Here is a 21,931-nt window from a genome sequence, read left to right on the forward strand (position 1 = left end):
AGACCGATGCCCGCGAACGTCCACGGCAGCCCGTACTGCGTGCCCTTCGACTGCCCCAGCGAGAGCGCCGCCGGGGCATAGTCGAGCCCGCTCGCCACACTCTTGAGGTCCAGCAGCTTGCCGGTCGCGGCCAGGGTGGCCAGCCACGCGACGTCGAGCTGCACGGCCCCGGCGAGCTGGCCGCCCTGCACCTGCAGAAGCAACTGGTTCAGGTAGTCGTTGTAGGGATACGACGGCGTCGTGATCTTCACGCCGGCATTGGCCGAGGTGTACTTCGAGATCTGGTCCTGCATCGGCTGTTTCGTGACCGCCTCGTTGAACGACCACGAGGTGAACGGGAACTCCTTCACCCCGTCGTCCTTGAGACCTTCGGTGCCGGCGGGAGCGGGGGCCTGAGTGGAGGGGGCGCAGGCGGCCAGGGTCGATAAGCCAAGCGCGCCCAGGAACGTGCGGCGGGAGATGCTCATGCTGTGACTCCAATGCGGGGGTGTTCAGCCCTTCACGGCGCCGGCGGTGAGGCCGGCGACCAGATAGCGCTGCAGAACGGTGAAGCCGATGACGACGGGAAGAGAGACGACGAGCGAGGCGGCCATCAGGTCCGGCCAGGCGGTCTCGAACTCGCCGAGGAACGTGTTCACCAGACCCGGCGGCAACGTCTGCTTATCAGGACCGGCGAGCGTGAGCGCGAAGATGAAGTCGTTCCAGCCCCGGATGAACGCGAACAACCCCGTCGCCACCAGCCCCGGCAGCGACACCGGCAGCAGAATCCGGTGGATGATCGCGCCCTGCCCGGCCCCGTCGACCTTCGCCGCCTCGATCAGCTCATCCGGAATCGTGTCGAAGAAGCCCTTCAGCATCCACACACACAACGGCAGCGTGAACGTCGTGAAGGACAGGATCAGCGCGAGGTACGAGTCGCGCAGGCCGACGGCGCTGAACACGAGGTACAGGGTGATCAGCAGCACCGCCTGCGGGAACATCTGCGAGGCGAGCACCAGGTACATGAGCGCGCGCCGGCCGCGGTAGCGGAACTTCGCGAACGAGTAGCCCGTGTAGGCCGAGACGACGACGGTCAGCACGGCGGTGACGGCGGAGACGAACAGGGAGTTGAGCAGGTACCGCAGCAGCTTGGGGTTCTCGAAGATGCTGCCGAAGTGCTCGAACGTGATGTGGTCGGGGAAGAAGTGCGGCGGGAAGCGGAACACGTCCTGGGTCGGGGTCAGGGCGGTCACCAGCACCCAGTAGACGGGGCCGAACGCGAACACGCCGATGACCGCGATCGTGCTCGCGGCGAGCCAGGGCCGCCGCCTCACGCCCGCTCACCTCGCTCCGACAGCCGCACGTAGACCACGACCAGGGCCAGGATCAGCACGAGCCAGAGGGCGCCGAGCGCGCTCGCCTTGCCGAGGTCGAAGGCCTTGAACGCGGTGTCGTACACGGCAACGGCGAACGTCGTCGTCGAACCGGCCGGACCACCACCGGTGAGCACATAAATCATGTCGAAGTGCTGCACATTCCAGATCACCTCGAGCAGCACGACGATCCCGAGAATCCCCCGCAGATGCGGCAGCGTCACATGCCAGAACCGCGCCACCGCACCAGCACCGTCCAGCGCCGCGGCCTCATGCAGCGCCGACGGCACCGTCTGCAGACCCGCCAGCAGCATCACCATGATCCACGGAAAGCTCGCCCAGCTCTTGGCCACGATGATCGCGGCCATCGCGGTGCCGGGCCGGCTGAACCACGAGATCGGCTCGTCCGTGATGTGCAGCGTCGTCAGCACCCCGTTGAGCAGGCCGTAGTTCGCGTTGAAGATCCACAGCCAGACGAACGAGACCACGACGCCGGGGATGACCCACGGGAACAGGAACAGTCCCCGCAGGACGGCCCGGCCGCGAATCCGGGCGTTGAGGGCGAGGGCGAGCGCGAAGCCGATGACCACCGGAACGACCGTCGAGGCGACCGTGAACACGAGGGTGTTCTGCAGCACCGGCCAGAAGTTCTGCGACAGCACGGCCCGGAAGTTCTCCAGGCCCACGAACGACCGGCCCGGCAGCACCAGGCTCTGCCGGAACAGGCTGGTGCTGAGCGCGCCGGCGAGCGGGTAGAGCACGACGGCACCCAGCAGCGCGAGGGCCGGGAGGGTCAGCAGGAAGCCGAATGTGCGGTCCTTCATCGGGGCTCCTCGGTCTGCGCCACGCTCGGGTGGTCGTCGTCGAGGTCGATGAGCTCCGGGTCGAGGTGCGCGCGCAGCTCCACGCCCAGCTGCCACTCGACGTGGTCGCGGGCGGCGCGCTCGGCGTCGTCGGGGTCATGGCGGCGCAGGGCGTCGAGGATCGCGGCGTGCTCGGTGATGACCTGGCCCCAGGCCGGATCGACGCGCACGCCGACGCGGTAGTGCTGCACGCGCAGCAGCGCGAGGTCGGTCATCTCGCGCAGCGTCGCGTAGCGGGTGGCGGTGGCGATGCCGGTGTGGAACCGCCGGTTGAGCTCGGACATGGGGGTGAGCCGCCCGCGCTCGAACTGGAAGCGCATCTGCTCGTGCAGCTCCTCCAGCTCGTCCAGCTCGCCGTCGCCGATCGTGGTGGCGGCGACCCGGGCCGCCAGCCCCTCCATCGCGCCACGGGCGAGGTAGACGCCGCGCATCTCGCGCAGGGACAGCGGTGCCACGTGCGCGCCCGCGTGCGGGTTGGGCTGCACGACGAGCCCCTGGCCGGTGAGCTTCTGGATGGCCTCGCGCAGCGGGATCTTGCTGATGCCGAGCGAGCGGGACAGCGCGTCGATGTTGATGCGGGCGCCCGGGCGCAGCTCGCCGGCGAGGATGGCCCGACGGAGCCGGTCGTACACGACATCGGCCTTGGTCTGGAAGCCGTCGAGCCGTTCCACGCCATCTCCCCAGGTCAGGCGATCGTCGTATACTATCGATCGCATGCGACGCAGTGTTGCACCGCGACCGGACACAGCGCAAGGGGTCGATGCAGATCCGCTCCACACGCGTGTCGTTCCGGGGTCCGCGCTTCCGTGCGGCGGCGGCACGTGGCAGATTGCGGGAGCGAGGCTCACCGACGCCGGGGCGTCAGTCCACCAGGGACTGGGTGCCCAGGACGATCGCGAGCGCGAGCCGCTCGGCGTCCTCGGTGCCGGGCTCGGCGGTGTAGACGGTGATCCGCAGGTCGTCCTGGGCGACGAGGAGCGCGTCGCAGTCCAGCGTGATCCGGCCCACCGCCGGGTGGTCGACGACCTTGCGCTTGGACGGGTCCGGCGGCGGGGGCGGCGCCTCGGCGTTCCAGAGCTCGCCGAAGCGCGGGCAGGCGTCGGCGAGCTCACCGACGAGCCGGCGCAGGGAGCGGTCGGCCGGGTACCGCGCCGCCGTCAGCCGCAGGTCCGCGACGAGCCGGGCCTCGTGCTCGGCCTGCTCCCGCGGCGTGTGCACGACCCGGTTGCGCGGGCCGGCGAGGTTGCGCCAGATGGCGTTTCGCTCGAGGCCGCGCCACGTCGTCGTCTCGCCCATCAGCGCGTCGTAGGCCGCGTTGGCCAGCACGAGCGTCCAGGTGGCGTCGTAGACGACGACCGGCGTGTACGAGAGCCGGTCGAGCAGCCGCTGCACGCTCGCCGTGACGCGCGACGGCACGACGTCCCGCCCGGGGGTGGCGTGGCCGGCGAGACGGTAGAGCAGATCGCGCTCGGGGTCGGGCAGCCGCAGGGCCCGCGCGAGGGCCTCGACGACCTGGGCCGAGGGCGCGGTCGCCCGGCCCTGCTCCAGCCGCGTCAGGTAGTCGGCCGAGATCCCGGCGAGCGCGGCCAGCTCCTCGCGGCGCAGCCCGGTCGCGCGCCGGCGCCGGCCCACGGGCACGCCGACGGCCTCGGGCGTCACCCGGTCCCGGCAGCGGCGCACCATCGCGCCGAACTCCCACGACTCCATGGGTCCAGTCTGCGCGCGGGCGCCGCCGCTGTCCTGGCCCTGGCAGTCCTACGACAACGCGACGGCTGCCTAACGCCCGGCCGGGGCCGCACAGTCGGGACATGACCACCACGCTGATCACCGGACCGACGCGGGGCCTCGGCCGGGCCGCGACCCTCGCCCTGGCCGCCAAGGGCTCCGATCTCATCCTTCTGGGCCGCAGCGGTACCGCCCTGTCGCAGATCGCCCGCGAGGCGCGCGCGCTCGGCTCCACCGTGCACGAGGTCGGCGTCGACCTGGCCCGCCTCGCCGACGTGCGGGCCGCCGCCGCGACGGTGCGCGAGCTGCTGGACTCCGGCGCGGCCGGCCCGCTGCGCGCCCTGGTCGCCAACGCCGGGGCCATGTCGGCCGACACCCGCACCGCGTCCGCCGACGGCTACGAGCTCACGTTCGCCGTGAACTACCTCGCGCACGCCCAGCTCATCGGCGATCTGCTCGGCTCGCTCACCGAGCCCGCGCGGATCGTGCTGCTCGGCTCGAACACGTACCACCAGAACTTCTGGCGGCGCGTGCTGGGCGTGGCCCCGGCGAGCTGGGCCGACCCCGTCGACATCGCCCGCCCGGCGACCGGCGAGGAGAACCCGGGCATGCAGGCGAGCGGCACCGCGTACTCCAACGCCAAGCTCGCCCTGCTGTACTACGCCCACGAGCTGCAACGCCAGGCCGGCCCCGGCGTCGCGGTGTCCGTGTACGAGCCCGGCTGGATGCCCGGCACCGCCCTGAGCCGCGACGCGCCCGCGGCGTTGCAGGCCGTCGGCCGCGCCCTCGGCCGCCTGCCCGGCGTCGCCACCCCGCAGCGCTCGGGTCCGCAGCTCGCGTCGATCGCGCTCGACGAGCGCTGGTCCCACCTGCGCGACGGCGCGTTCGTGGTGCGCGGCAAGGTGACCGAGGTGCAGCCGGTCGCGCACGACCGCGACCGGGAACGCCGCCTGTGGGCCGCGACCGCCGAACTCCTCGCCCGCGCGTAGGCATCATCGGCCAGTGGCCGACGTCGTGCTGTTCACCGCCTGACGCGCTCCCCCGCGGGGTCGAACGGCGGGCGCCGGTGCACGGCGACCGGCACGAGGGTGCCGCCGACGTTGACCTGCCAGGCGCCGCCGTCGCGGGGCGGCACGTAGGCGAGGGCGACGCACGCGCCGAGGGTCTCGCCCCACGCCGCGGACGTCACCTGCCCCGCCGGCGCCCCGTCGCACAGGACCAGCTCGCCGCCCCACATCATCACGTCCGGGTCCCCGGCGACGAGCGACACCAGGCGCTGCCGCGGGCCGTCCGCCTTGGCCCGCTCGACGGCCTCGCGGCCGAGGAACGGGATGCCGGAGCCGAGCTTGCAGGCGAACAGCAGGCCGGCCTCGGCGGGGTTCGTGTCCGGGCGCAGGTCGGAGCCCCAGGCGCGGTAGCCCTTCTCCAGCCGCAGCGAGTTGATCGTGTAGTAGCCGGCCTGGGTGGCGCCGGCCTCCACCAGCCGCTCGTAGACGCCGGCGGCGAACTCCGACGGGACGTACAACTCCCAGCCCAGCTCCCCCACGTAGGTGATCCGGGTCGCTCGCACGGTGGCGTGGCCGAGGTCGAGCTCCCGGCTGGCCGCGAACGGGAACGCGGCGTCGGAGAGGTCGGCCCGGGTCAGCGCCTGCAGCAGGGCGCGCGAGTCCGGCCCCATCACCCCGTAGACGGCGTAGGCGGAGGTGACGTCGGCGACGGTCACGTGCCGGTCGCCGATGTGCCGGCGAATCCAGTCGCGGTCGCGCTGCACCGAGCCGGAGCTGGTGACGAGCAGGTACTCGTCGCGGGCCAGCCGCGTGACGGTCACGTCGGACTCGTAGCCGCCGCGGGCGTTGAGCATCCCGGTGTAGACCGCGCGGCCGGTCTCCACGGCGACGTCGGCGGTACACAGCCACTGCAGCAGGTCCTCGGCGTCGCGGCCGGCGATGAGCAGCTTGCCGAACGACGTCTGGTCGAACACGGCCACCGACTCGCGGGTCGCCCGCTGCTCGGCGGCCGACCACTCGAGCCAGCCCGGCTTGCCCCAGGTGTACTCCACCTGCCCGTTCGCGTTCGCGGGGGCGAACACGTTCACCCGTTCCCAGCCCATCTTCGAACCGAAGACGGCGCCCGCGGCCGCCTGCAGGTGGTAGGCGGGCGAGCGGCGGAACGGCCGGGCCGAGGTCAGCTCCCGGTTGGGCCACGGCACCTCGTAGTGCAGGCCCAGGATCTCCGCCACCCGGTCGTGCAGCCACTGGTTGTTGCCGTGGAACGGCGCGAACCGGCGGATGTCCACACTGGACAGATCGCTGGTCGGCTCGCCGCTCACGATCCACTCCGCCAGCGCGCGCCCGGCCCCGCCGGCCGAGGCGATGCCGACGGAGTTGAAGCCGGCCCCGACGAAGAAGTTCCTGACCTCCGGCGCCTCGCCGAGGATGAACTGGTTGTCGGGCGTGAACGACTCGGGGCCGTTGTAGAACTTCTTGATGCCGGTCTCGTGCAGCGCCGGGATGCGGTGCTGGGCGTTGTCCATGAGGATGCCGAAGTGCTCCCAGTCCTCGTCGAGGAGCTGGAACTCGAAGGGGTACGGCAGCCGGTCGGGCGCGACCCAGGGCTTGGCCTCGGGCTCGAACCCGCCGACGACGAGCCCGCCGACCTCCTCCTTGAAGTAGGTGTACCCGTCGGGGTCGCGCAGGATCGGCAGCATCCGGTGCACGCCCTCGATCGCCTCGGTGACGACGTAGAAGTGCTCGGCCGAGTGCAGCGGCACGTTGACCCCGGCGAGCGCGCCGACGGCCTTGGCCCACTGCCCGGCGCAGTTGACGACGATCTCGGCCTCGATGTCGCCCGCGTCGGTGCGCACGCCCGTGACGACGCCGTCGCGCACGTCGACGCCGATCACGCGCACGCCCTGCGCGATGGTCGCGCCGCGGTCGCGGGCGCCCTTCGCCAGGGAGTTCGTGACGTCGGTGGGGTTGGCGGTACCGTCGCCCGGCAGCCAGATCGCGCCCACCAGGTCCTCGGTGGCGAGGATCGGGTACAGCTCCTTCGCCCGCTGCGGGCTGATCAGCTCGCACTCGAGGTCGTAGGCGGCCGCCGACGCCGCGGTGCGCTCCAGCTGGACCATCCGGTCGGGGGTGCGGGCGACGGTGACGCCGCCGCAGCGCTTGAAGCCGGTGCCGAGCCCGGTCTCCTGCTCCAGCTCGCTGTAGAGCCGGGCGGAGTACTGCACCAGCCGCGTCCCGCTCTCCGTCGAGCGCAGCTGCCCGACGAGCCCGGCCGCGTGCCAGGTCGTGCCGCTGGACAGCCGCCCCTGCTCGACGAGGACCAGGTCGGTCCAGCCGAGCTTGGTCAGGTGGTAGGCGACGCTGGCCCCGATGACGCCACCGCCGATCACGACGACGCGGGCGCGGGACGGCAGGGCGCTGCTCATGCCCGCGACGCTAGCAGCGCTCCCCCGGCCTGAAAAGGTCTAGACATTAACGCTGAGCGAAATGCGGACCCGGTCGGGGCGGAAGAGATCGGTGGCGTGCTCGACGGCCAGCCCGGCCGCGGTGTGAACGGTCCGCTCGATGCGCATGAGCGGGCTCTGCGCGGCCACCCCGAGCAGCCGCGCCTCCTGCGGGCCGGCGATGACCGGCTCCAGCGACTCGCGGGCGGTGTGCGGGTGCTGCCCGTAGCGGCGGCGCAGCAGCTCGTACAGCGAGCCGGTCAGCCGCTGCTCGAGCAGGTCGGGAAACGGCTGCACCGGGAAGTAGGAACGCTCGAGCGCGAGCGGCGCCCGCCGGGCCGTGCGGACCCGCACGATCTCGTGCACCGGCGCGTTCGGCCGGACCCCGAGCGCGGCGGCGACGGCGGCAGCGGCCGGCACGGTCGCGGCCGAGACCATCCGCGCCCCGGCGCGCACATTGGCGCGGCGCATCTGCTCGGTGAAGCCGGCGAGCCCGGTGAGGTCGCACTCGATGCGCGGCTCGCTGACGAACGTGCCCCCGGACCGCCCCGCCTTGCGCACGACCGCCCCGAGCGCCTCCAGCGAGGCCAGCGCCTGCCGCAGCGTCATCCGGCTGACCCCGAGCCGGGCCGCGAGGTCCTCTTCCCGCGGCAGCCGGTCCCCGGGCACGAGCTGCCCGCGCCCGATGACGCCGGCGAGCCACTGTTCGATCTGGGCGTGCACCGGCGGCCCGCCGCGGGCCGACCAGCGGGGCACGGCGGCCAGCCAGTCAGCACCCGGCTCAGCGGCGGTCACGACACGAACAGTAGCCGCGGGATCAGCGCCACCGGTAGCGGGTCTCGGACGACTCCGGGCCGGCCGAGAAGGCGAACGCCTTGTCCGGCCGGACCCGGTAGAGCTGGACGGTCCCGGCCCGCACGGCGCCGGCCAGGTGATGCCAGGTTCCGTCCTCGCGGGTGATCTGCCAGCCGTAGGCCTCCTCGAACGCGGTCGCCACGGCCTCGCGGGTGTCCTCGTCGGTGACCAGGCTCGCGGTGCCCTCGATCACGTAGTCCACGCCTGTCAGGGTTCCGGTGCCGGCGGTCAGCACGCAGTGCTGGTTGGTGCCGAGGTTCCGGGCCTTCTGCTCCTCGTCGCCGGTGGTGAACCACATCGCGCCGTGCGCCCAGATCGCCAGCAACGGTGTCACGTGGGGCCGGCCGTCGGGGCGTACCGTGCACAGCTGGAACTTCTGGATCCGGCGCAGTGCCCACTCCGTCGCCTCCCACGGCACCGGGGCGGCACCGGCGGAGGAGTACGGGCCGAGGCTGGTCCGCGGCGGGGCCGGGTCGGCGGTCATGGTCGCTCCTCGTCTCGGGCGAGATGGTCGGCCAGGATCGCGGTGACCGACAGGGCGGTGTCGAAGTTCGGCAGGAGCCGGGTCTTCGTCAGCGCGAAGGCTACGCCCCGCGCGGGGTCCGCGTAGGCGTAACTGCCGCCGCCGCCTGGCCATCCGAAGGCCGCGGAGCGCTCCTCGGCCGGTGCGCCGATCCGGCCGATCGGGAAGCCGAGCGCCATCCGCGCCGGCGTGCCGAACACCCGGTCCGTCCCCTCGAACGCGAGCGCGGACAGCTCCGCCAGGCGTGCGGCGTCCACGAGCCGGCCCCGCAGCAGGGTGTTGAACATGGCGGCGAGGCCGTGCGCGGTGGCGGAGCCGACCGACGGGATGTCGGCCCGCAGGATGCCCTCGTCGTTGCCCAAATCCGCGCTCGGCCCGCTCTCCCACGGCGCAAGGATCCCGTCCGGGAGAGCCGGCCGCTGCTGCGCGGGCTGCTCCAGGCGCGCGAAGCCCGGCAGCGCCTCCGCCGGAGCGGCGAAGTACAGCTGCCCGTCGATGCCCAGCGGCGCCGTGACCCACTCCCGCAGCAGCTCGTGCATGGGCCGACCCGTCGCGCGGCGGGCCAGCTCGCCGACGAGGAAGCCGAAGGTGTACGAGTGGTAGCCCGTCGCGGTCCCCGGACGCCAGCGCGGCTCGGCGGCGGCCAGCGCGGCACACACCCTGGGCCAGTCGGGCAGCTCGGCCGGGGTGATCTCGAGCGGCATGGCCGGAAGGCCGGCCGTGTGGGTCAGCACGTGCCGCAGCGTCGTCGTGGCCTTGCCGTGCCCGCCGAACTCGGGCCAGAGGTCCGTGACCGGGGTGTCGTAGCCGAGGAACCCGCGCGCGACGAGCAGGTGCGCGATCGTGGCCGCCATGTTCTTGCCGGTGGAGAAGCTGAAGATCGGCGTGCCGGAGGTGAGTGGGCGCCCGGTGGCCGGGTCGGCCGAGCCGGCCACCGCGTCGACGACGAGCGCGCCGTCCCGGTAGACGGCGACCTGCACACCGGTCTCCGCGCCGGTGCCGACCAGCGTGTCGATGTACCGCTGCACCCGTTCCTGGATCTCACCCCTCGGCACGGCCCTCCCACTGCTTGCAGTTTGCAACCGCAAGCAGCCTAAGCCGAGCGGTGGTGGCTCGCAATCACCCGGCGGCGCTCACACGAACCTCCACAGGTGGTCGTCGGTGCCGTTGTCGTCCCAGATCAGCACCTGGGCGCCCTCGGCCGTCGAGGCGCCGCTCACGCCCAGCACCCGGCCGCCGTTGGCGGACTGGATCCGGAAGTAGCCGTTCGCGCCGTAGCGCAGCCGCCAGCGGCGGTCGTTCGCGCCGGTGTCCGGCAGCTGCACGGCCCGGGCCCCGTTCGCGGTGCCGTTGCTCTCAACACCGAGGACCTTGCCGCTGTTTCCGTTGCGCAGGCGCAGGTAGCCGCCGGTGTCCACGATCGCGGTCCACAGGTGGTCGCTCGTGCCGTTGTCGCCCCACTGCACGAGCAGGGCACCGTCCGCCGTGGACATGTTCGTGACGCCGAGCAGCAGGCCGCTGCGCAGGTTCTGGATGCGGCGCGTGCCGTCGGGCAGGAAGCGCCACAGGTTGTCCGCCGAGCCGTCGTCCGGCGACTGGACCGCCTGCGCACCCTGGGCCGTCGACCCGCCGAGGATCGCCAGCAGCTTGCCGCTGTTGACGTTGCGCAGCCGGTGGGTGCCGTCGCCGTTGTCGGCGATGGTCCACCGGTGGTCGGCGGTGCCGTTGTCCGTCCACTGCAGCACGTTCGCGTCGTCCGCGGTGGACATGCCGGTGACGCCGAGGACCTTGCCGCTGTTGAGGTTGCGCAGCCGGACCGCGGTGCCGTCGAGGACGAGCTCCCAGCTGTGGTCGGGCGTGCCGGTGTCGCCCCACTGCAGGGCGAGGCCGCCGTCCGCGGTGGACATGTCCCGCACGCCGAGCACCAGGCCGCTGGCGGCGTTGGCGAGCCGGAACGTGGACGCCGCGGCGCCGGTGCTCCAGTAGACGGTGTAGTTGAAGCCCTGGGCGTCGTGGAACGGGCCCAGGCCGACCGTGGCGTTGTTCGCCGTGGCGGTGAACGTGAGCGCCGTCGTGCTCGTGCGGGTGACCGACGACGGGGTCAGCGCCGGCAGGGCGGACAGGGCGGTGGTGCCGTAGTTGCCGGCCAGGACGACCGGACCGTAGGTGAGCGCGACGACGTTGGCGTTGTCGTTCGCCGCGCGGACCGCCACGGCCATGGGCAGCCGCACGGTGACCGTGTCGCCGGAGGTCCAGGTGCGGGTCAGCGAGGCGTAGGTGCCGGGCGTGGCCGCGACGGACTGGGCGGTGCCGTTGACGCTGATCGTGGCGCCATCCGCGGGAAGGGGTGAGGTCCAGGCCGGGATGCGCACGCGCATGGTCCACGAGCCGCTCGCGGTGCCGGTGACCGTCAGGGTGGTGGTGTCGCTCGCCGGGTAGGACGTGGACTGCGTGACGGTGATGCCGCGCTGGGTCCAGGTCAGCACCGACGGGACGAACAGGTTCACCGTCAGCGTGGTGCCGTTGGAGAAGTAGATCGAGTCGGCGAGCTTCGTGTTCACCTCCACGCCGGTGCCCTGGCAGCACCAGAAGGAGTCGTGTCGGTGCTCCACGTGCCGCCGCCCCAGGCCGGCCCGACCCCGCGGCGACCGCCGGGCTTGAGCGGGGTGAAGTAGGTGACGTGGCCGTGGGCGTCGGCCGGGTTCTGCGCGCCGATCACGTGGTTGAGCAGGGCGCGTTCGAAGAAGTCGAAGTAGGCGGCCTGCTCCGGCTGCAGCAGCCACAGCTCGCGGGTGAGCTTGAGCATGTTGTAGCTGTTGCAGTGCTCGCAGGTGTCGTTCGTCAGGTAGCCGGCGATGGCGTTCGGGGCGCGGAAATGCTCGGCCTGGCTGTTGCCGCCGATGACGTACGAGTGCGCGCCCGTCGCGATCGCCCAGGCATTGACGGCGATGTCCCGGTAGCGGGTCGTGCCGGTCGCCTTGTACTCCCGCGCGGCCCCGATCCACTTCGGCACCTGCGTGTTGGCGTGCAGGCCGTTCAGCTGGTCGGTGTTGGACGCGAGCGGGTTGAACACCGCGGCGTGGTCGAAGCGCTGCGCGGCGGTGAGCCAGCGGGCGTCGCCGGTCTGCTGGTAGACGTCGGTGAGCACGGCGTTCATGCCGCCGAACTCGGTGCCGAGCACCGCCTGCATCTGGCTCGCGCCGAGCCGCCCGGTGCGGGTGTCCACCCAGCCGCACAGCGCCAGCAGCACATCCCTGGCCTGGGTGCTGCCGATGTACCGCCACACGTCGAGCAACCCCGCGAGCGTCTTGTGGATGCAGTACCAGGGGACGTTGCCGTTGCTCAGCGTGCCCGACTCCAGCGCGGTGAAGTCCGACTCGGGGAATCCGGACAGGTATCCGGCACCGAATCCCGCGGCCGCGTTGTTGCCCTGGCAGGCGGCCAGCCCCGCGACCATCGCGTTCGCCTTGTCCCGGCAGATCGTGTCGCCCAGCGTCGCGTAGGCCTGGGCCCAGGCGCTGAGCAGGTGGCCCTGCATGTGGGTGCGGAACGGGAACGTCGGCGCGTCCCAGCCGCCCGTGGCCGCCGCGCCGTTCGTGGACAGCCGGTGGTTGGACCGGAAGTTGTAGAGCATCCGGTCGACGTCGAGGAACCGCAGGTACGCCAGCGTCCGGCTCTGGTTGTCGAGGAACCGTCCGGCGGTCAGCCGCACCTGACTCAGGTCGAACGGGTAGGCCGCGACGCCGATGTCGGCGCGGGCGGGCGCGAGCGCCGCGGCGGCGGGCGGCTCGGCGATGCCCGCGGCGGCGCCGGCCGCGATCAGCGAGGCGCCGCTCGCGCGCATGACGGCGCGGCGGCTCACGGGAGAGGTCAGCACGAATCCTCCGATGTTAGCGCTCACATCGTGGCGGCGACGTGAGCGCCGGGAGACGGGTTGGCGGAATGCTGGCCAGTCTCAGTGATGCGTGCCGATGTGTCAAGACGCGCGCACTACAGGTCCCCCAGGGCGGTCAGGGGCGACTCGACGCAGTCGGCGACGTAGTGCAGGAAGCCGCCCGCCGCTCCGCCGTCGCGGACGACCGGGACCACGAGGCCTCGTTCGGCCTGCGCGGCGAATCCCAGGATCCTGGCGCTGCCCCAGGTCGACCACGCCGCCCTCGTGTCCGGATCGCACGACCTGGTGCTGCTCGTGCGCACCCGCGACACGACGTCGCTGCGCGAGCTGGTGCCGACCCACCTGCAGGGCATGCCGGAGATCACCTCGACCGAGACCGTGCTCATCTTCGACGAGCTGCGCAGCCCGTAGGCTTTCGGCCATGACAACGCTGGAGGAGTTCGCCGCGCTCGCCGCGCGGGAGCACGGTCTCGTCGTCGTGTCGACCGTGCGCGCGGACGGCACCGTGCAGGCCTCGGTGGTCAACGCCGGGGCGATGCTCAACCCGCTGACCGGCACCCCGGCACTCGCCTTCGTCACCTACGGCCAGGTGAAGCTGGCCAACCTGCGCGCCCGCCCCCGCGTGACGGTGACAGCCCGGGCCGGCTGGGAGTGGGCCACCCTGGAGGGCACCGCGACCCTGATCGGCCCCGCCTCGGATTTCGGCGCGGACCGCCTGCGCCTGCTGCTGCGCGAGGTCTTCACGGCCGCGGGCGGCGAGCACGACGACTGGGACGAGTACGACCGCGTGATGGCCGAGCAGCACCGCACGGCCGTGCTCATCGAACCGTCCCGCATCTACAGCAACGCCTGAGCCTCAGGCCTCGACGTCGGCTGGCACCCCGAGCTCGAGCCAGCGCACCGGGGCCGTGTAGCGGCGGCCGGGCGGGTCGAACGTCGGATCGGTCAGCAGCCGCCACCCGCCGACCTCGATCAGAACGGTCGGCCCACCGACGTGCGTGACGCGCATGGTCATGGTGCGCCGATGGTACTCGGGCATCCGCGCGGTACCGTGCGTCTGGTGTCGAGCGGAACGGTCGTACGCGCGCTGCTGGTCCTCTCGGTTGTCGCCGTGCACGCGCTGCTCGTCATCGGGATCGTGACGACCATGGACGTCCTGCGCACCGGCCTCGACGCCGCACACGGCCGGGGCGTCCACGGCACGGTCCACGTCGACGAGCGCCTGTGCAAGAACAGCGGCAACTGCACGCTCGTCGGGACCTTCACCAGCGATGACGGCACCGTGCGCACTCCGTACCAGCGGTGGCAAGACTCGGCCGACGACAGTGTCCACGTCGGGGACGAGTTGCCCGGGCTCGTCGTCGGGGAATCGGACGGCGTCTACCGGGCCGCTGGTTCCCGAGCTTGGGTCGTGGGCGCCTTTGGGCTTGCGCTCCTCGCGGCGATCGAGCTGGTGTGGCTGTGGTTCTTCCCGGTCCGCCGCCTGCTGGACCGCCCACCACTGCGCGACACCAGAGGCGCCCACGCGGCCTGAAGCAGACGGCCCTGCTCATCGCCACCCGGCCGTGTTCACAGATCGATCGGGGCGCTGGTGGCCGCGATCCGGCGCGGCAGATGGCGGCCACCGACCCCGAACTCATCCGCGAAGTATTTGGTGTGTCTGGTCTCCTACTCCTTGTCACGAAGCCGCGATCGGGCCTGTTCGACCAGTTCGGCATAGTTCGCCGAGAACGGCTGGACCAGCTCACGCTCGAGCAGGCAGGTGAGGTTCCACAACGCCCGCCGTTCGGCCTCATCTTCGACGAGGTCACCGAAGCGGTCGGTCTGCTCATCGATGCGCCACAGCCATTCGAACAACACCAAGGCCTCGTCCTGGGTGAGGCTGATCCGCACATCGTCCTGCTCCACCAGCGGAGCTTATGCCGCCCTCACCGTGTCCACAGCGACGACACCCGACCCGTGCGGCACCACCCGTGCCGTCCTACGAAGTGGTCGTCACGTTGAACACCGCAGATCGGCCGGTTGCTCCGCACGCGTAGGCGATGCGCGCGTCCACCGGCCTCAGTTCGACGTCGAGGGTGGCGGGCTGCCAAACCAGCACGAATTTGCCGGAATCTGATGTCTCCAATGTCACGGTGGTTTGGTAGTCGCTCAGGAAGCTGGAATTTTCGGTGATCCGGCCCCAGGCGTTTATCGTTCCGTTCGCAATGCCGTGATCGCTCGCCCAGCCGAACAATTGCCAGCCGCGCCCGGTGTGCACCGCGAACTGGATCTGACAGTCACGGTCGATCCGTCCTCGGATGGTCCAGCTTCCGGTCATGAAGACGGCCGGTCCGGTCGTACGGGTCAGCCGTGCGCCGTTCAGACTCTCGAAGTGCCTTGCCTGGGCCTCGCCCGATGGCGATTCCAGCAGCTCCGACGACAGTGCGGCCTCAGCCGAGATCGACGGAGCTGTGAACAGTTCGCGCCAAGCTGCGATCCCCACCGAAACGACGGCGGCCAGCGACAAGGCGATGACCGCCGCGGCGTACCGCTGCGGCAGCCATCGGTGCCTCGGGTCCACGCCCGGCGAGTTGGTCATCCCCGGGTGTGCCCGCCTAGCACACCGCCGTTGCTTCCGACGGCTGGCTGGTGCGTTCCCAACGGTTCTGGGTGGTCGACCACTGAACAGATAGGCTCCAAGGCCCCATTCCGATCCCATTCATCGCCGTGCTCGACCCACCCTAACCAGACCTACCGAATCCGAGTTTCGCCTTTTCGGATTAGCCGGCTAGTGGCGCGGGGCGTACATGATGACAGCCACGCCGACCAGGCAGATCGCCGCTCCGATCAGGTCGTAGCGGTCGGGGCGGAACTTGTCGACGGCCATCGCCCAGGCCAGCGACCCGGCCACGAAGATGCCGCCGTACGCGGCCAGGATGCGGCCGAAGTTCGCGTCCGGCTGGAGGGTGGCCACGAAGCCGTAGGCGCCCAGGGCAGCGATCCCCGCGCCGATCCACAGCAGGCCCCGGTGCTCGCGTACGCCCTGCCAGATCAGCCAGGCGCCGCCGATCTCGGCGATGGCGGCCAGCACGAACAGGGCGATGGAGCGCACGATCGTCATGGGTCCATCGGATCACGGCAGGTGCGGCCCCGGCTGAACCAGGGCCGCCCTCACCTAGAAAAAGCTCAGCCGAACAGCAGCAGTTGCCACAGGTCGTAGGACTGAATGCCGCGGCCGTGGGTCGCGGCGTAGAGGCGCAGGCCGTAGAGCCCGGTCCGCAGCTCCATCGTGGTCGTCGTCGGCAGGTTGCGGCCGAGGACCTTCCAGCCGGTCTGGCCCGCCGGGCGGTACAGCACCCCGAGGTCCGTGCCGACGACCAGGCCGCCGCCCCACAGGACCTTCACCGCGTTGGCCGGGATGTCCGGCAGGTTCGCGGAGATGTCGGTCCAGTGCGCGCCCGCGTCGCGGGACTCGAAGACGTGCCCGACGCCGGCGCCGGGGCCCTCGGTCCACTTGCGGGAGTAGCCGTTCATCGCCACGTACACGTGGCTCGGGTTCGCCGGGTCGACGTCGAAGCCGGAGACGTACCGGTTCGGGATCACCCCGTCGACCGGCAGGCTCAGCTGGTGCCAGCCGGTCCCGTCCGCCTTGCCGACCGCGATGCCTCGCGTGAAGCCCTGGTTGTTGCACGGGCCGCACCAGCCGACGTAGACCATGCCGCCCGAAATGGACACGCCGGTCGCGACGTGGCCCGCGCCGAGGTCGAAGACGTTCACCCAGTCCGCGCCGGACTGGATCGCGAAGCCCTTGTGCTGGATCCACACGTGGGTGCCGCCGGCGACCCAGGTGTTCACGTCCCGCGCGTCGGCGGCGATCGGGGCGATGAACCGCGCGCCGGCCGGGCCCAGGTCGTTGTCGGGCGGGGCGACGTTGCGGCTCGACACCTTGCTCGGGTCGGTCGTCCACGAGCCGTCGTTGACCGCGCAGTTGTTCGTCACCGACAGGGCGAGGTACACGTACTCCGCCGCGACGTTGCAGCCGTTGCTCGGGTCGACGATCGTGTCGCCGCCGTCGCCGCCGAAGTTCGAGCCCATCACCTTGTCGCCCGGGCGCAGGATCGACTCGCCGTTGTCCTGCAGGCCGCCGCTGATCGCCACGCCCGTGTTGTGCCCCTGCCGGTCGGTGCCGACGCCAACGGAGTAGTACTGCAGGACGTCCATGCTGCCGTCGTTGAGCGACACCCAGTCGGTCGCGTGCCCCGATGCGTCCGCCTTGCCGTTCGCCGGCCGGCGGTAGATGCCGCCGTCGTCGCCGACGACGAGGTACGGCTTGCCGCCGTTGCTGCCGATCGCGGCCGCGTGCTGATCGGCGTGGACGGTCTGGTGGCAGTCGCCGGTCTGCTTCGACGGGTCGATGTTCCAGCACGGGAAGTTGAAGTTCCAGTACGGGCCCGGGGTCGTCCACGTCGCGCCCGCGTCCTTGGACTCGAAGACCTCCTCCAGCCCGACGTACAGGTGCCGCGGGTCGGCCGGGTCGACCTGGACGAACTGGTTGTACCAGGCCTGGATGCCCGGCATGTAGCCCGGCGCGGTGTTCGCGGAGCCCGACGCGGCCAGCTTGTGGTAGTCCGCGACCCGGGTCCACGGGCCGAGCGGGTTGCCGTTGTTCGAGACGAAGATGCCGAAGAGGTTGCTGTCGCCGTTCGTCGCGAGCATCTCGGGCGACTGCTCGATCGCGTAGTACTTGCTGCCGTCGTTGGAACGGCCGAAGGTCACCGCGCCGAGGTTGTCCGGGTCGCTCGCGATGTCCCCGGCGAGCGTGGTCTTCTGCCAGGTGCCGCCGTTCTTGACGTAGAAGCCGTTGTAGTCGTCGCCGCTGCGCCAGCCGATCGCGAGCACGACCTTCGACGGGTCACGCGGGTCGATGGCGATGTCGTTGGCGATGTTCTTGTACGGCGCGTCCTCGTCGGCCGCGTCGGCGCCGCCGGGCAGGAACGACGGGTTCGGCGCGAACTCGAGGTGCCAGGGGCCCGCGAGGTTGGTGGTGGAGTGGCTCCAGACGCCGCGGCTCGTGGCCGCCCACACGGTGTCGCCGCCGAAGCGCAGCGCCCGGATCGTGGTGTTCTCCAGTTCGGTACCGCCGACGCGGTCGCTCGTGCGGAACTCGCCGTGGCGCGGGTCGGCGAGCACGTACACGCCGGTGCCGACGAAGCTCGTCGCGCTCGTGTTGGCCTCGCCGGTCGCGAACCACAGCCGGCCGCGCCCGTCGAGGCGCAGGTCGCCGGTCGCCGGGGCCGGGAGCTTGTCGGAGATCGGCTGCCACTTGCCGCCGCCCGTCGACGAGCGCCAGACGCCGCCGTTGGCCGAGCCGGCGTACACGTAGCCGTGGTCGTCCGCCGCCATGCCGACCACGCGGCCCGTCACGTTGCCGGCGCCGCCCGACGAGTTCGAGTTGATGTCGCGGTACCGCGGGTCGTCGGAGTTGTACGGAAGGCCGGTCTCGTCGGTCCAGTTCCCGCCGGTGCGGGGCAGGGCCCGCAGTTGCGCCCAGGCGGCCGAGTACGCGCCCGGGGCCACGACCCCGGGCGCGCTGCGGGCCTCGTTCCACTGGTCGGCCTGCTCCATGATGTCGCTGGAGCCTTCCTCGTCGTCCTCGGCCAAGGTTTTGATCTGGTCCCGAGCGGCGGTCCTCGCCAAGTCGTCGAACCGGGCCGGGCGCGGGGTGCCGGGGGCGGCGGTGGCCGGCGCTCCGGCAACGGTGAGCGCTAATGCGGAAAGTCCCGCGGTGATGAGCAGACGTCGATGCCGAAGTCGCGGCAAGGCCGGCTCCCTCCAGAACCGTGCGCCGGTCGTCGGTGGCCGGCGCATTCACGCCTGATTGACTCATTTACCGCGCTAAACATCAAGCAATCTGGATCTTACATTGCGTAGGAGTCGGGCATTCTCCATTGGTACGTGACACTGGACGATTAGCTTAGGCTGAGCACACTTTCGCGCAGCCGGGCGGCGACGGTCGCGAGGCGTTTCCCCTGGTAGCGAGCGGCCGAGAGGGTCGCGGCGGAGGGTGCGCCCTCCGTTCCCGGATGCCCGGCGCCGTACGGGTTGCCGCGGGCGGCGTGAATCGCCGGATCGGTGTATCCGGGCGGAACAATGAACGCGCCCCAGTGGTAAAACGTGTTGTACATCGCGAGGAGCGTGGACTCATTGCCGCCCTGCGCGTTGTCCGCACTCGTGAACGCGGTGGCCGCCTTGTTCGACAGCTGCCCGGCCGCCCACAGCCCGCCCGTGGTGTCGATGAACTGCTTGAGCTGCGCCGAGACATTGCCGAACCGCGTCGGCGAGCCGAACGCGTAGGCGTCCGCCCAGGTCAGATCGTCGTGCGTGGCGACCTCGACGCGCGAATTCGCCTGAATGTGCGCCCGCCAGGCCGGATTGGCGTCGATCGCGGCGTCCGGCGCGAGCTCGGGCACCCGCCGGAGCCGCACCTCGGCGCCGGCCTCGAGCGCCCCTTCCGCGACCGCCTCGGCCAGCGCGTGCACGTTCCCCGTGGCCGAGTAGTAGATGACGGCGACCTTCGCGCCCATGACGCCTCCAAGAAATGGAACTTTCTCCGGTTACACTCGGAGCCTAAGTGGAACTTCTTCCACTTACAAGAGATGCGAGGATCGTCACGTGACCCGCCGCAAGCCGACCCCCCTGCCGCTCATCGACCAGCCCCCGGCCGAGCGGGCGGACGCCGCGCGCAACCGGCAGCGGCTGGTGGAGGCGGCGGCGCGGATCGTGTCCGCGCGGGGCGTGGCGGGGCTGGCGCTCGACGAGGTCGCCCGGGAGGCGGGAGTCGGCGTCGGTACGGCCTATCGCCGCTTCGGCGACGTGGGGGCACTCGCGTACGCGCTGCTGGAGGACCACGAGGTGCGCTTCCAGGAGGCCTTCCTGACCGGCCCGCCACCACTGGGCCCGGGCGCACCGCCGGCCGCGCGAATCCGCGCGTTCGTGTTCGCGCTGCTGGACTTGCAGGAGGAGCAGTGGGACCTGCGCCTGCTGGCCGCGAAGAAGGCGTCACAGGGGCACGGGAGCGGCCCTTACCCGACGTACCACCTGCATCTGGTACACCTGCTGGAGTCTTTGGATCGCGACCTGGACGCGCCGTATCTGGCGAGTGCGCTGCTGGCCCTGCTCCAGCCGAACGTGCTGGACCACCAGCGCCGAACCCTGAACCTCAGCCCGGCCCGAATCCGCCAAGGCATCGAATCCGTCCTGGACGGCCTGATCCCGGCCATATGAGCGGCCCGCCGGATTATCGTTCGCCCGACTGATTTCCACGCGTCAGCATCTGGCCGGCGGTACCGGCAAGCGCGGAGTCAAGATCCATGTCATGCCAGTCCGCGGCCGGTCCAGTCGCCCGCGCATCGGTCTCCACCAGGAACCGCAGGACGCCGGTCAGGGTGGGATCCATATACCCCATCTGATCAAGCCGGCGGAGTGCAAGGAGGTCGGCCGGAAACGCGGGGCGGCCATCGGCAATGTCGGCGATGAGACGCGTGAGCGCGCGACCGCCGACTTCGGACCGGCCTGTCAGCTCCCAGTGTGATGTGGCCGCACCGATGACGAGCCACTCGGCCGTGGCGGACAGGTACGGCTCAAGACGGTCGGCATAAACCGCGCCTTGGGGTCCGAGCGCACCGACGAGGTGTAGGGCCGACGCCGACCAGCGCTCGCCGGAGGCGGGGTCAGGAAGCTCGGCCTGGACCGGATCACGGTTGCCGGAAAGCACGGCGTATGCGCGGATCAACTTCACCCGGTCAGCGCTCGGCAACACCAAGGCCCGGTCGAACGCCGACCGCAGCAGTGCGAGCGGCACCTCGCTCGAGTCGGCGCCGATCGCGGCCAGCGCGACGATTTCGAGGCCAGGATCCGGCAGCTGCAGGCCTTCCAGAAGAACCGGCAGCACCGACCGCGCGGCCGGTCCCCAACCGATGACGGCCGTCAGCAGCGCACGCCGTGCAAGCCCGGGCCCGACCGCGGTCAGGCGCTCGGCGACATCCGGAAGGAGCCGATCCGACCAGGCCGTCGCTTCAAGCAGGATCTCGTCGAGGGAAGGCAGCGTCCGCTGCGACACCGTCGCCTCGTAGACTTGATGATGCGGAAACCCGAAGTCGTCCCGACGCAGGGCGGTAAGCAGATGCGGCACACATCGGGCGTCGCCCGATCGAGCGAGTGCCCAGGTCAGGGCCAGGTGTTCGAACCCACCTGTCCGCTGCCCGGCCAGGGCGGCGAGGCGATCCCTCGCCGCATGCTCCGGCGAACGCACGACCGCCAGCGCGAAGAGCGCCTGTTGCCGCATACCCTGGTCTGCATCGTCCAAGGCCGCGAACGCCGCCGTCCGTAGATCGGCGGCTGAAGACCGCCATCCGGCCGCGAGCCGTGTGAGTACCCCGAGCCCGGACCTACGAGCAGCCGCGTGTTTCGAGGTGAGCAGGCCGAGGCCAAGATCTCGGCGCGGGCCACGGTCGTCGCCGAGCCGTCCCTCGACCCACTCGATAAGCATCCTGTCACCGCTGGGAACGCACCAGGTCTGCGCCCACAGGGCGGCATCGGGCGCTGACAGCGCCGCGAGGAGCGTCGTTGCTTCGACCGGCCGGACCTGGCGAAGGACCAGGGCGATTCCCATCCGCACCTGCGCCGGCCCGCTCGAGGCCATGGCAGAAACTCGCGCCACAGCGGCCTCCCGCGCGTCGGCGGAAACATCGGGCAGGAGGTCGGCGGCCGCGATCAACTCGCCCAGCAGGGTCGCCTCGTCCGGCTCATGCTCGGCCGCTGTCAGCAGCCGCCCCAAATGGCTGTCCTGATCCGACGATGCGGCGAAGACACCCGGAGCCATTCGCCGCACTTCGACGTCATCATCGCTCAGCAGATCAACCAGGCGGGGCAACTGCTGCCGCCACATCCGTTCCCAGTCGGCCCGCTCGGGCAGAACGGGGTCGGCCGCCCTCGCCTCGCGAGCCAGGCGACCGATCAACTGGACCACGGCGACGCGCACCGGCACGGCCACGTCCAACGTCATGTCCGCCAGAATCGGCGCGGCGGCCACAGCCGCGGAGTACACCATGAACCCCTGATGGACCAGCCGATCGGTCAGGAGTTCGGCGCTGCGCTCCGGATCTGCACCGAAGCGGAGCGCGCGCAACAACTCCGGAATGTCGGTCGCGTCGCCGTACGCGTCCTCAAGCCGCGCCCAGTCGAACACCGCCAGCCGATCGTCCATTTCCACCGATGGGTCGAAAT

General features: G+C 71.2%; 21 protein-coding genes and 1 pseudogene. 5 read left to right on the plus strand and 17 right to left on the minus strand.

Annotated features, from left to right (window positions below; all coding sequences use genetic code 11):
- The 5 genes from ABT369_RS52905 to ABT369_RS52925 form a co-directional block, all read right to left on the minus strand.
- Positions 1-467: ABC transporter substrate-binding protein (locus ABT369_RS52905; RefSeq protein ID WP_350625442.1), on the minus strand; the 467-nt coding region annotated here is incomplete at its 3' end.
- A gap of 24 nt (positions 468-491) precedes the next feature.
- Positions 492-1,313: a carbohydrate ABC transporter permease gene (locus tag ABT369_RS52910; RefSeq protein ID WP_350625444.1), complete on the minus strand. Its 822-nt coding sequence runs from the start codon at positions 1,311-1,313 to the stop codon at positions 492-494.
- A complete protein-coding gene (locus ABT369_RS52915; RefSeq protein ID WP_350625446.1) occupies positions 1,310-2,176 on the minus strand; it encodes a carbohydrate ABC transporter permease in 867 nt (288 codons plus the stop codon). Before ABT369_RS52915 ends, ABT369_RS52910 begins: the two co-directional genes overlap by 4 nt.
- Positions 2,173-2,886, minus strand: coding sequence for a GntR family transcriptional regulator (locus ABT369_RS52920; RefSeq protein WP_350625448.1), 714 nt, complete (start codon positions 2,884-2,886; stop codon positions 2,173-2,175). The genes ABT369_RS52915 and ABT369_RS52920 overlap by 4 nt, the downstream gene beginning before the upstream one ends.
- Before the next feature lie 190 nt (positions 2,887-3,076).
- Positions 3,077-3,922, minus strand: coding sequence for a helix-turn-helix transcriptional regulator (locus ABT369_RS52925; RefSeq protein ID WP_350625450.1), 846 nt, complete (start codon positions 3,920-3,922; stop codon positions 3,077-3,079).
- A 101-nt stretch (positions 3,923-4,023) separates the two neighbouring features.
- On the opposite strand from ABT369_RS52925, the gene ABT369_RS52930 reads away from it, so the two are divergent.
- Positions 4,024-4,929 (plus strand): SDR family NAD(P)-dependent oxidoreductase, encoded by a 906-nt coding sequence (locus ABT369_RS52930; protein WP_350625452.1) that lies wholly within the window; start codon positions 4,024-4,026, stop codon positions 4,927-4,929.
- 32 nt (positions 4,930-4,961) lie between these two features.
- Here the strand turns inward: ABT369_RS52930 and ABT369_RS52935 are convergent, their stop codons facing one another.
- The 5 genes and pseudogenes from ABT369_RS52935 to ABT369_RS52955 form a co-directional block, all read right to left on the minus strand.
- Positions 4,962-7,373 (minus strand): GcvT family protein, encoded by a 2,412-nt coding sequence (locus ABT369_RS52935; RefSeq protein WP_350625454.1) that lies wholly within the window; start codon positions 7,371-7,373, stop codon positions 4,962-4,964.
- A 39-nt stretch (positions 7,374-7,412) separates the two neighbouring features.
- Entirely contained in the window at positions 7,413-8,186 is a 774-nt protein-coding gene (locus ABT369_RS52940) for a GntR family transcriptional regulator (protein WP_350625456.1), read from the minus strand.
- Between the two features lie 22 nt (positions 8,187-8,208).
- A complete protein-coding gene (locus ABT369_RS52945; protein WP_350625458.1) occupies positions 8,209-8,730 on the minus strand; it encodes a pyridoxamine 5'-phosphate oxidase family protein in 522 nt (173 codons plus the stop codon).
- Positions 8,727-9,824, minus strand: a complete 1,098-nt coding sequence (locus ABT369_RS52950) for a serine hydrolase domain-containing protein (RefSeq protein ID WP_350625460.1) — start codon at positions 9,822-9,824, stop codon at positions 8,727-8,729. Before ABT369_RS52950 ends, ABT369_RS52945 begins: the two co-directional genes overlap by 4 nt.
- 78 nt (positions 9,825-9,902) lie before the next feature.
- Positions 9,903-12,613: pseudogene (locus ABT369_RS52955) on the minus strand (beta-L-arabinofuranosidase domain-containing protein).
- 288 nt (positions 12,614-12,901) lie between these two features.
- Here ABT369_RS52955 and ABT369_RS52960 point away from each other — a divergent pair.
- Both ABT369_RS52960 and ABT369_RS52965 read left to right on the plus strand, forming a co-directional pair.
- Positions 12,902-13,075, plus strand: coding sequence for an Lrp/AsnC ligand binding domain-containing protein (locus ABT369_RS52960; protein ID WP_350625543.1), 174 nt, complete (start codon positions 12,902-12,904; stop codon positions 13,073-13,075).
- 10 nt (positions 13,076-13,085) lie between these two features.
- Positions 13,086-13,517 carry a TIGR03618 family F420-dependent PPOX class oxidoreductase gene (locus tag ABT369_RS52965; RefSeq protein ID WP_350625462.1) on the plus strand — a complete coding sequence of 144 codons (432 nt, stop codon included), beginning with the start codon at positions 13,086-13,088 and terminating at the stop codon, positions 13,515-13,517.
- A gap of 3 nt (positions 13,518-13,520) precedes the next feature.
- Here ABT369_RS52965 and ABT369_RS52970 read toward each other — a convergent pair whose 3' ends face one another.
- Entirely contained in the window at positions 13,521-13,679 is a 159-nt protein-coding gene (locus ABT369_RS52970; protein WP_350625464.1) for an MBL fold metallo-hydrolase, read from the minus strand.
- A 45-nt stretch (positions 13,680-13,724) separates the two neighbouring features.
- Here ABT369_RS52970 and ABT369_RS52975 point away from each other — a divergent pair, with 45 nt between their 5' ends.
- On the plus strand, positions 13,725-14,198 hold the full coding sequence (locus ABT369_RS52975; protein ID WP_350625466.1) for a hypothetical protein: 474 nt from the start codon (positions 13,725-13,727) through the stop codon (positions 14,196-14,198).
- A 134-nt stretch (positions 14,199-14,332) separates the two neighbouring features.
- Here the strand turns inward: ABT369_RS52975 and ABT369_RS52980 are convergent, their stop codons facing one another.
- The 5 genes from ABT369_RS52980 to wrbA form a co-directional block, all read right to left on the minus strand.
- Positions 14,333-14,572: a hypothetical protein gene (locus ABT369_RS52980; protein WP_350625468.1), complete on the minus strand. Its 240-nt coding sequence runs from the start codon at positions 14,570-14,572 to the stop codon at positions 14,333-14,335.
- Positions 14,573-14,645: 73 nt separating this feature from the next.
- On the minus strand, positions 14,646-15,245 hold the full coding sequence (locus tag ABT369_RS52985; protein WP_350625470.1) for a hypothetical protein: 600 nt from the start codon (positions 15,243-15,245) through the stop codon (positions 14,646-14,648).
- A gap of 189 nt (positions 15,246-15,434) precedes the next feature.
- Positions 15,435-15,767 carry a YnfA family protein gene (locus ABT369_RS52990; protein ID WP_350625472.1) on the minus strand — a complete coding sequence of 111 codons (333 nt, stop codon included), beginning with the start codon at positions 15,765-15,767 and terminating at the stop codon, positions 15,435-15,437.
- Between the two features lie 65 nt (positions 15,768-15,832).
- On the minus strand, positions 15,833-18,466 hold the full coding sequence (locus tag ABT369_RS52995) for a beta propeller repeat protein (protein WP_350625474.1): 2,634 nt from the start codon (positions 18,464-18,466) through the stop codon (positions 15,833-15,835).
- 149 nt (positions 18,467-18,615) lie between these two features.
- Positions 18,616-19,230, minus strand: coding sequence for an NAD(P)H:quinone oxidoreductase (gene wrbA, locus ABT369_RS53000; RefSeq protein WP_350625476.1), 615 nt, complete (start codon positions 19,228-19,230; stop codon positions 18,616-18,618).
- Between the two features lie 88 nt (positions 19,231-19,318).
- Here wrbA and ABT369_RS53005 point away from each other — a divergent pair, with 88 nt between their 5' ends.
- On the plus strand, positions 19,319-19,930 hold the full coding sequence (locus ABT369_RS53005; protein WP_350625478.1) for a TetR/AcrR family transcriptional regulator: 612 nt from the start codon (positions 19,319-19,321) through the stop codon (positions 19,928-19,930).
- 13 nt (positions 19,931-19,943) lie between these two features.
- Here ABT369_RS53005 and ABT369_RS53010 read toward each other — a convergent pair whose 3' ends face one another.
- Positions 19,944-21,917, minus strand: a complete 1,974-nt coding sequence (locus ABT369_RS53010) for a hypothetical protein (protein ID WP_350625480.1) — start codon at positions 21,915-21,917, stop codon at positions 19,944-19,946.
- Between the last annotated feature and the right edge of the window lie 14 nt (positions 21,918-21,931).

The organism is Dactylosporangium sp. NPDC000244, from assembly GCF_040300725.1.
GTDB lineage: Bacteria > Actinomycetota > Actinomycetes > Mycobacteriales > Micromonosporaceae > Dactylosporangium.

Excerpts from the sequence above, each read along its gene's own strand:
- ABT369_RS52990 (WP_350625472.1), bottom strand. The coding sequence starts at position 15,767 with ATGACGATCGTGCGCTCCATCGCCCTGTTCGTGCTGGCCGCCATCGCC.
- ABT369_RS52925 (WP_350625450.1), bottom strand. The coding sequence starts at position 3,922 with ATGGAGTCGTGGGAGTTCGGCGCGATGGTGCGCCGCTGCCGGGACCGG.
- ABT369_RS52930 (WP_350625452.1), top strand. The coding sequence starts at position 4,024 with ATGACCACCACGCTGATCACCGGACCGACGCGGGGCCTCGGCCGGGCC.
- ABT369_RS52915 (WP_350625446.1), bottom strand. The coding sequence starts at position 2,176 with ATGAAGGACCGCACATTCGGCTTCCTGCTGACCCTCCCGGCCCTCGCG.
- ABT369_RS52985 (WP_350625470.1), bottom strand. The coding sequence starts at position 15,245 with ATGACCAACTCGCCGGGCGTGGACCCGAGGCACCGATGGCTGCCGCAG.
- ABT369_RS52935 (WP_350625454.1), bottom strand. The coding sequence starts at position 7,373 with ATGAGCAGCGCCCTGCCGTCCCGCGCCCGCGTCGTCGTGATCGGCGGT.
- ABT369_RS52945 (WP_350625458.1), bottom strand. The coding sequence starts at position 8,730 with ATGACCGCCGACCCGGCCCCGCCGCGGACCAGCCTCGGCCCGTACTCC.
- ABT369_RS52965 (WP_350625462.1), top strand. The coding sequence starts at position 13,086 with ATGACAACGCTGGAGGAGTTCGCCGCGCTCGCCGCGCGGGAGCACGGT.
- wrbA (WP_350625476.1), bottom strand. The coding sequence starts at position 19,230 with ATGGGCGCGAAGGTCGCCGTCATCTACTACTCGGCCACGGGGAACGTG.
- ABT369_RS52970 (WP_350625464.1), bottom strand. The coding sequence starts at position 13,679 with ATGACCATGCGCGTCACGCACGTCGGTGGGCCGACCGTTCTGATCGAG.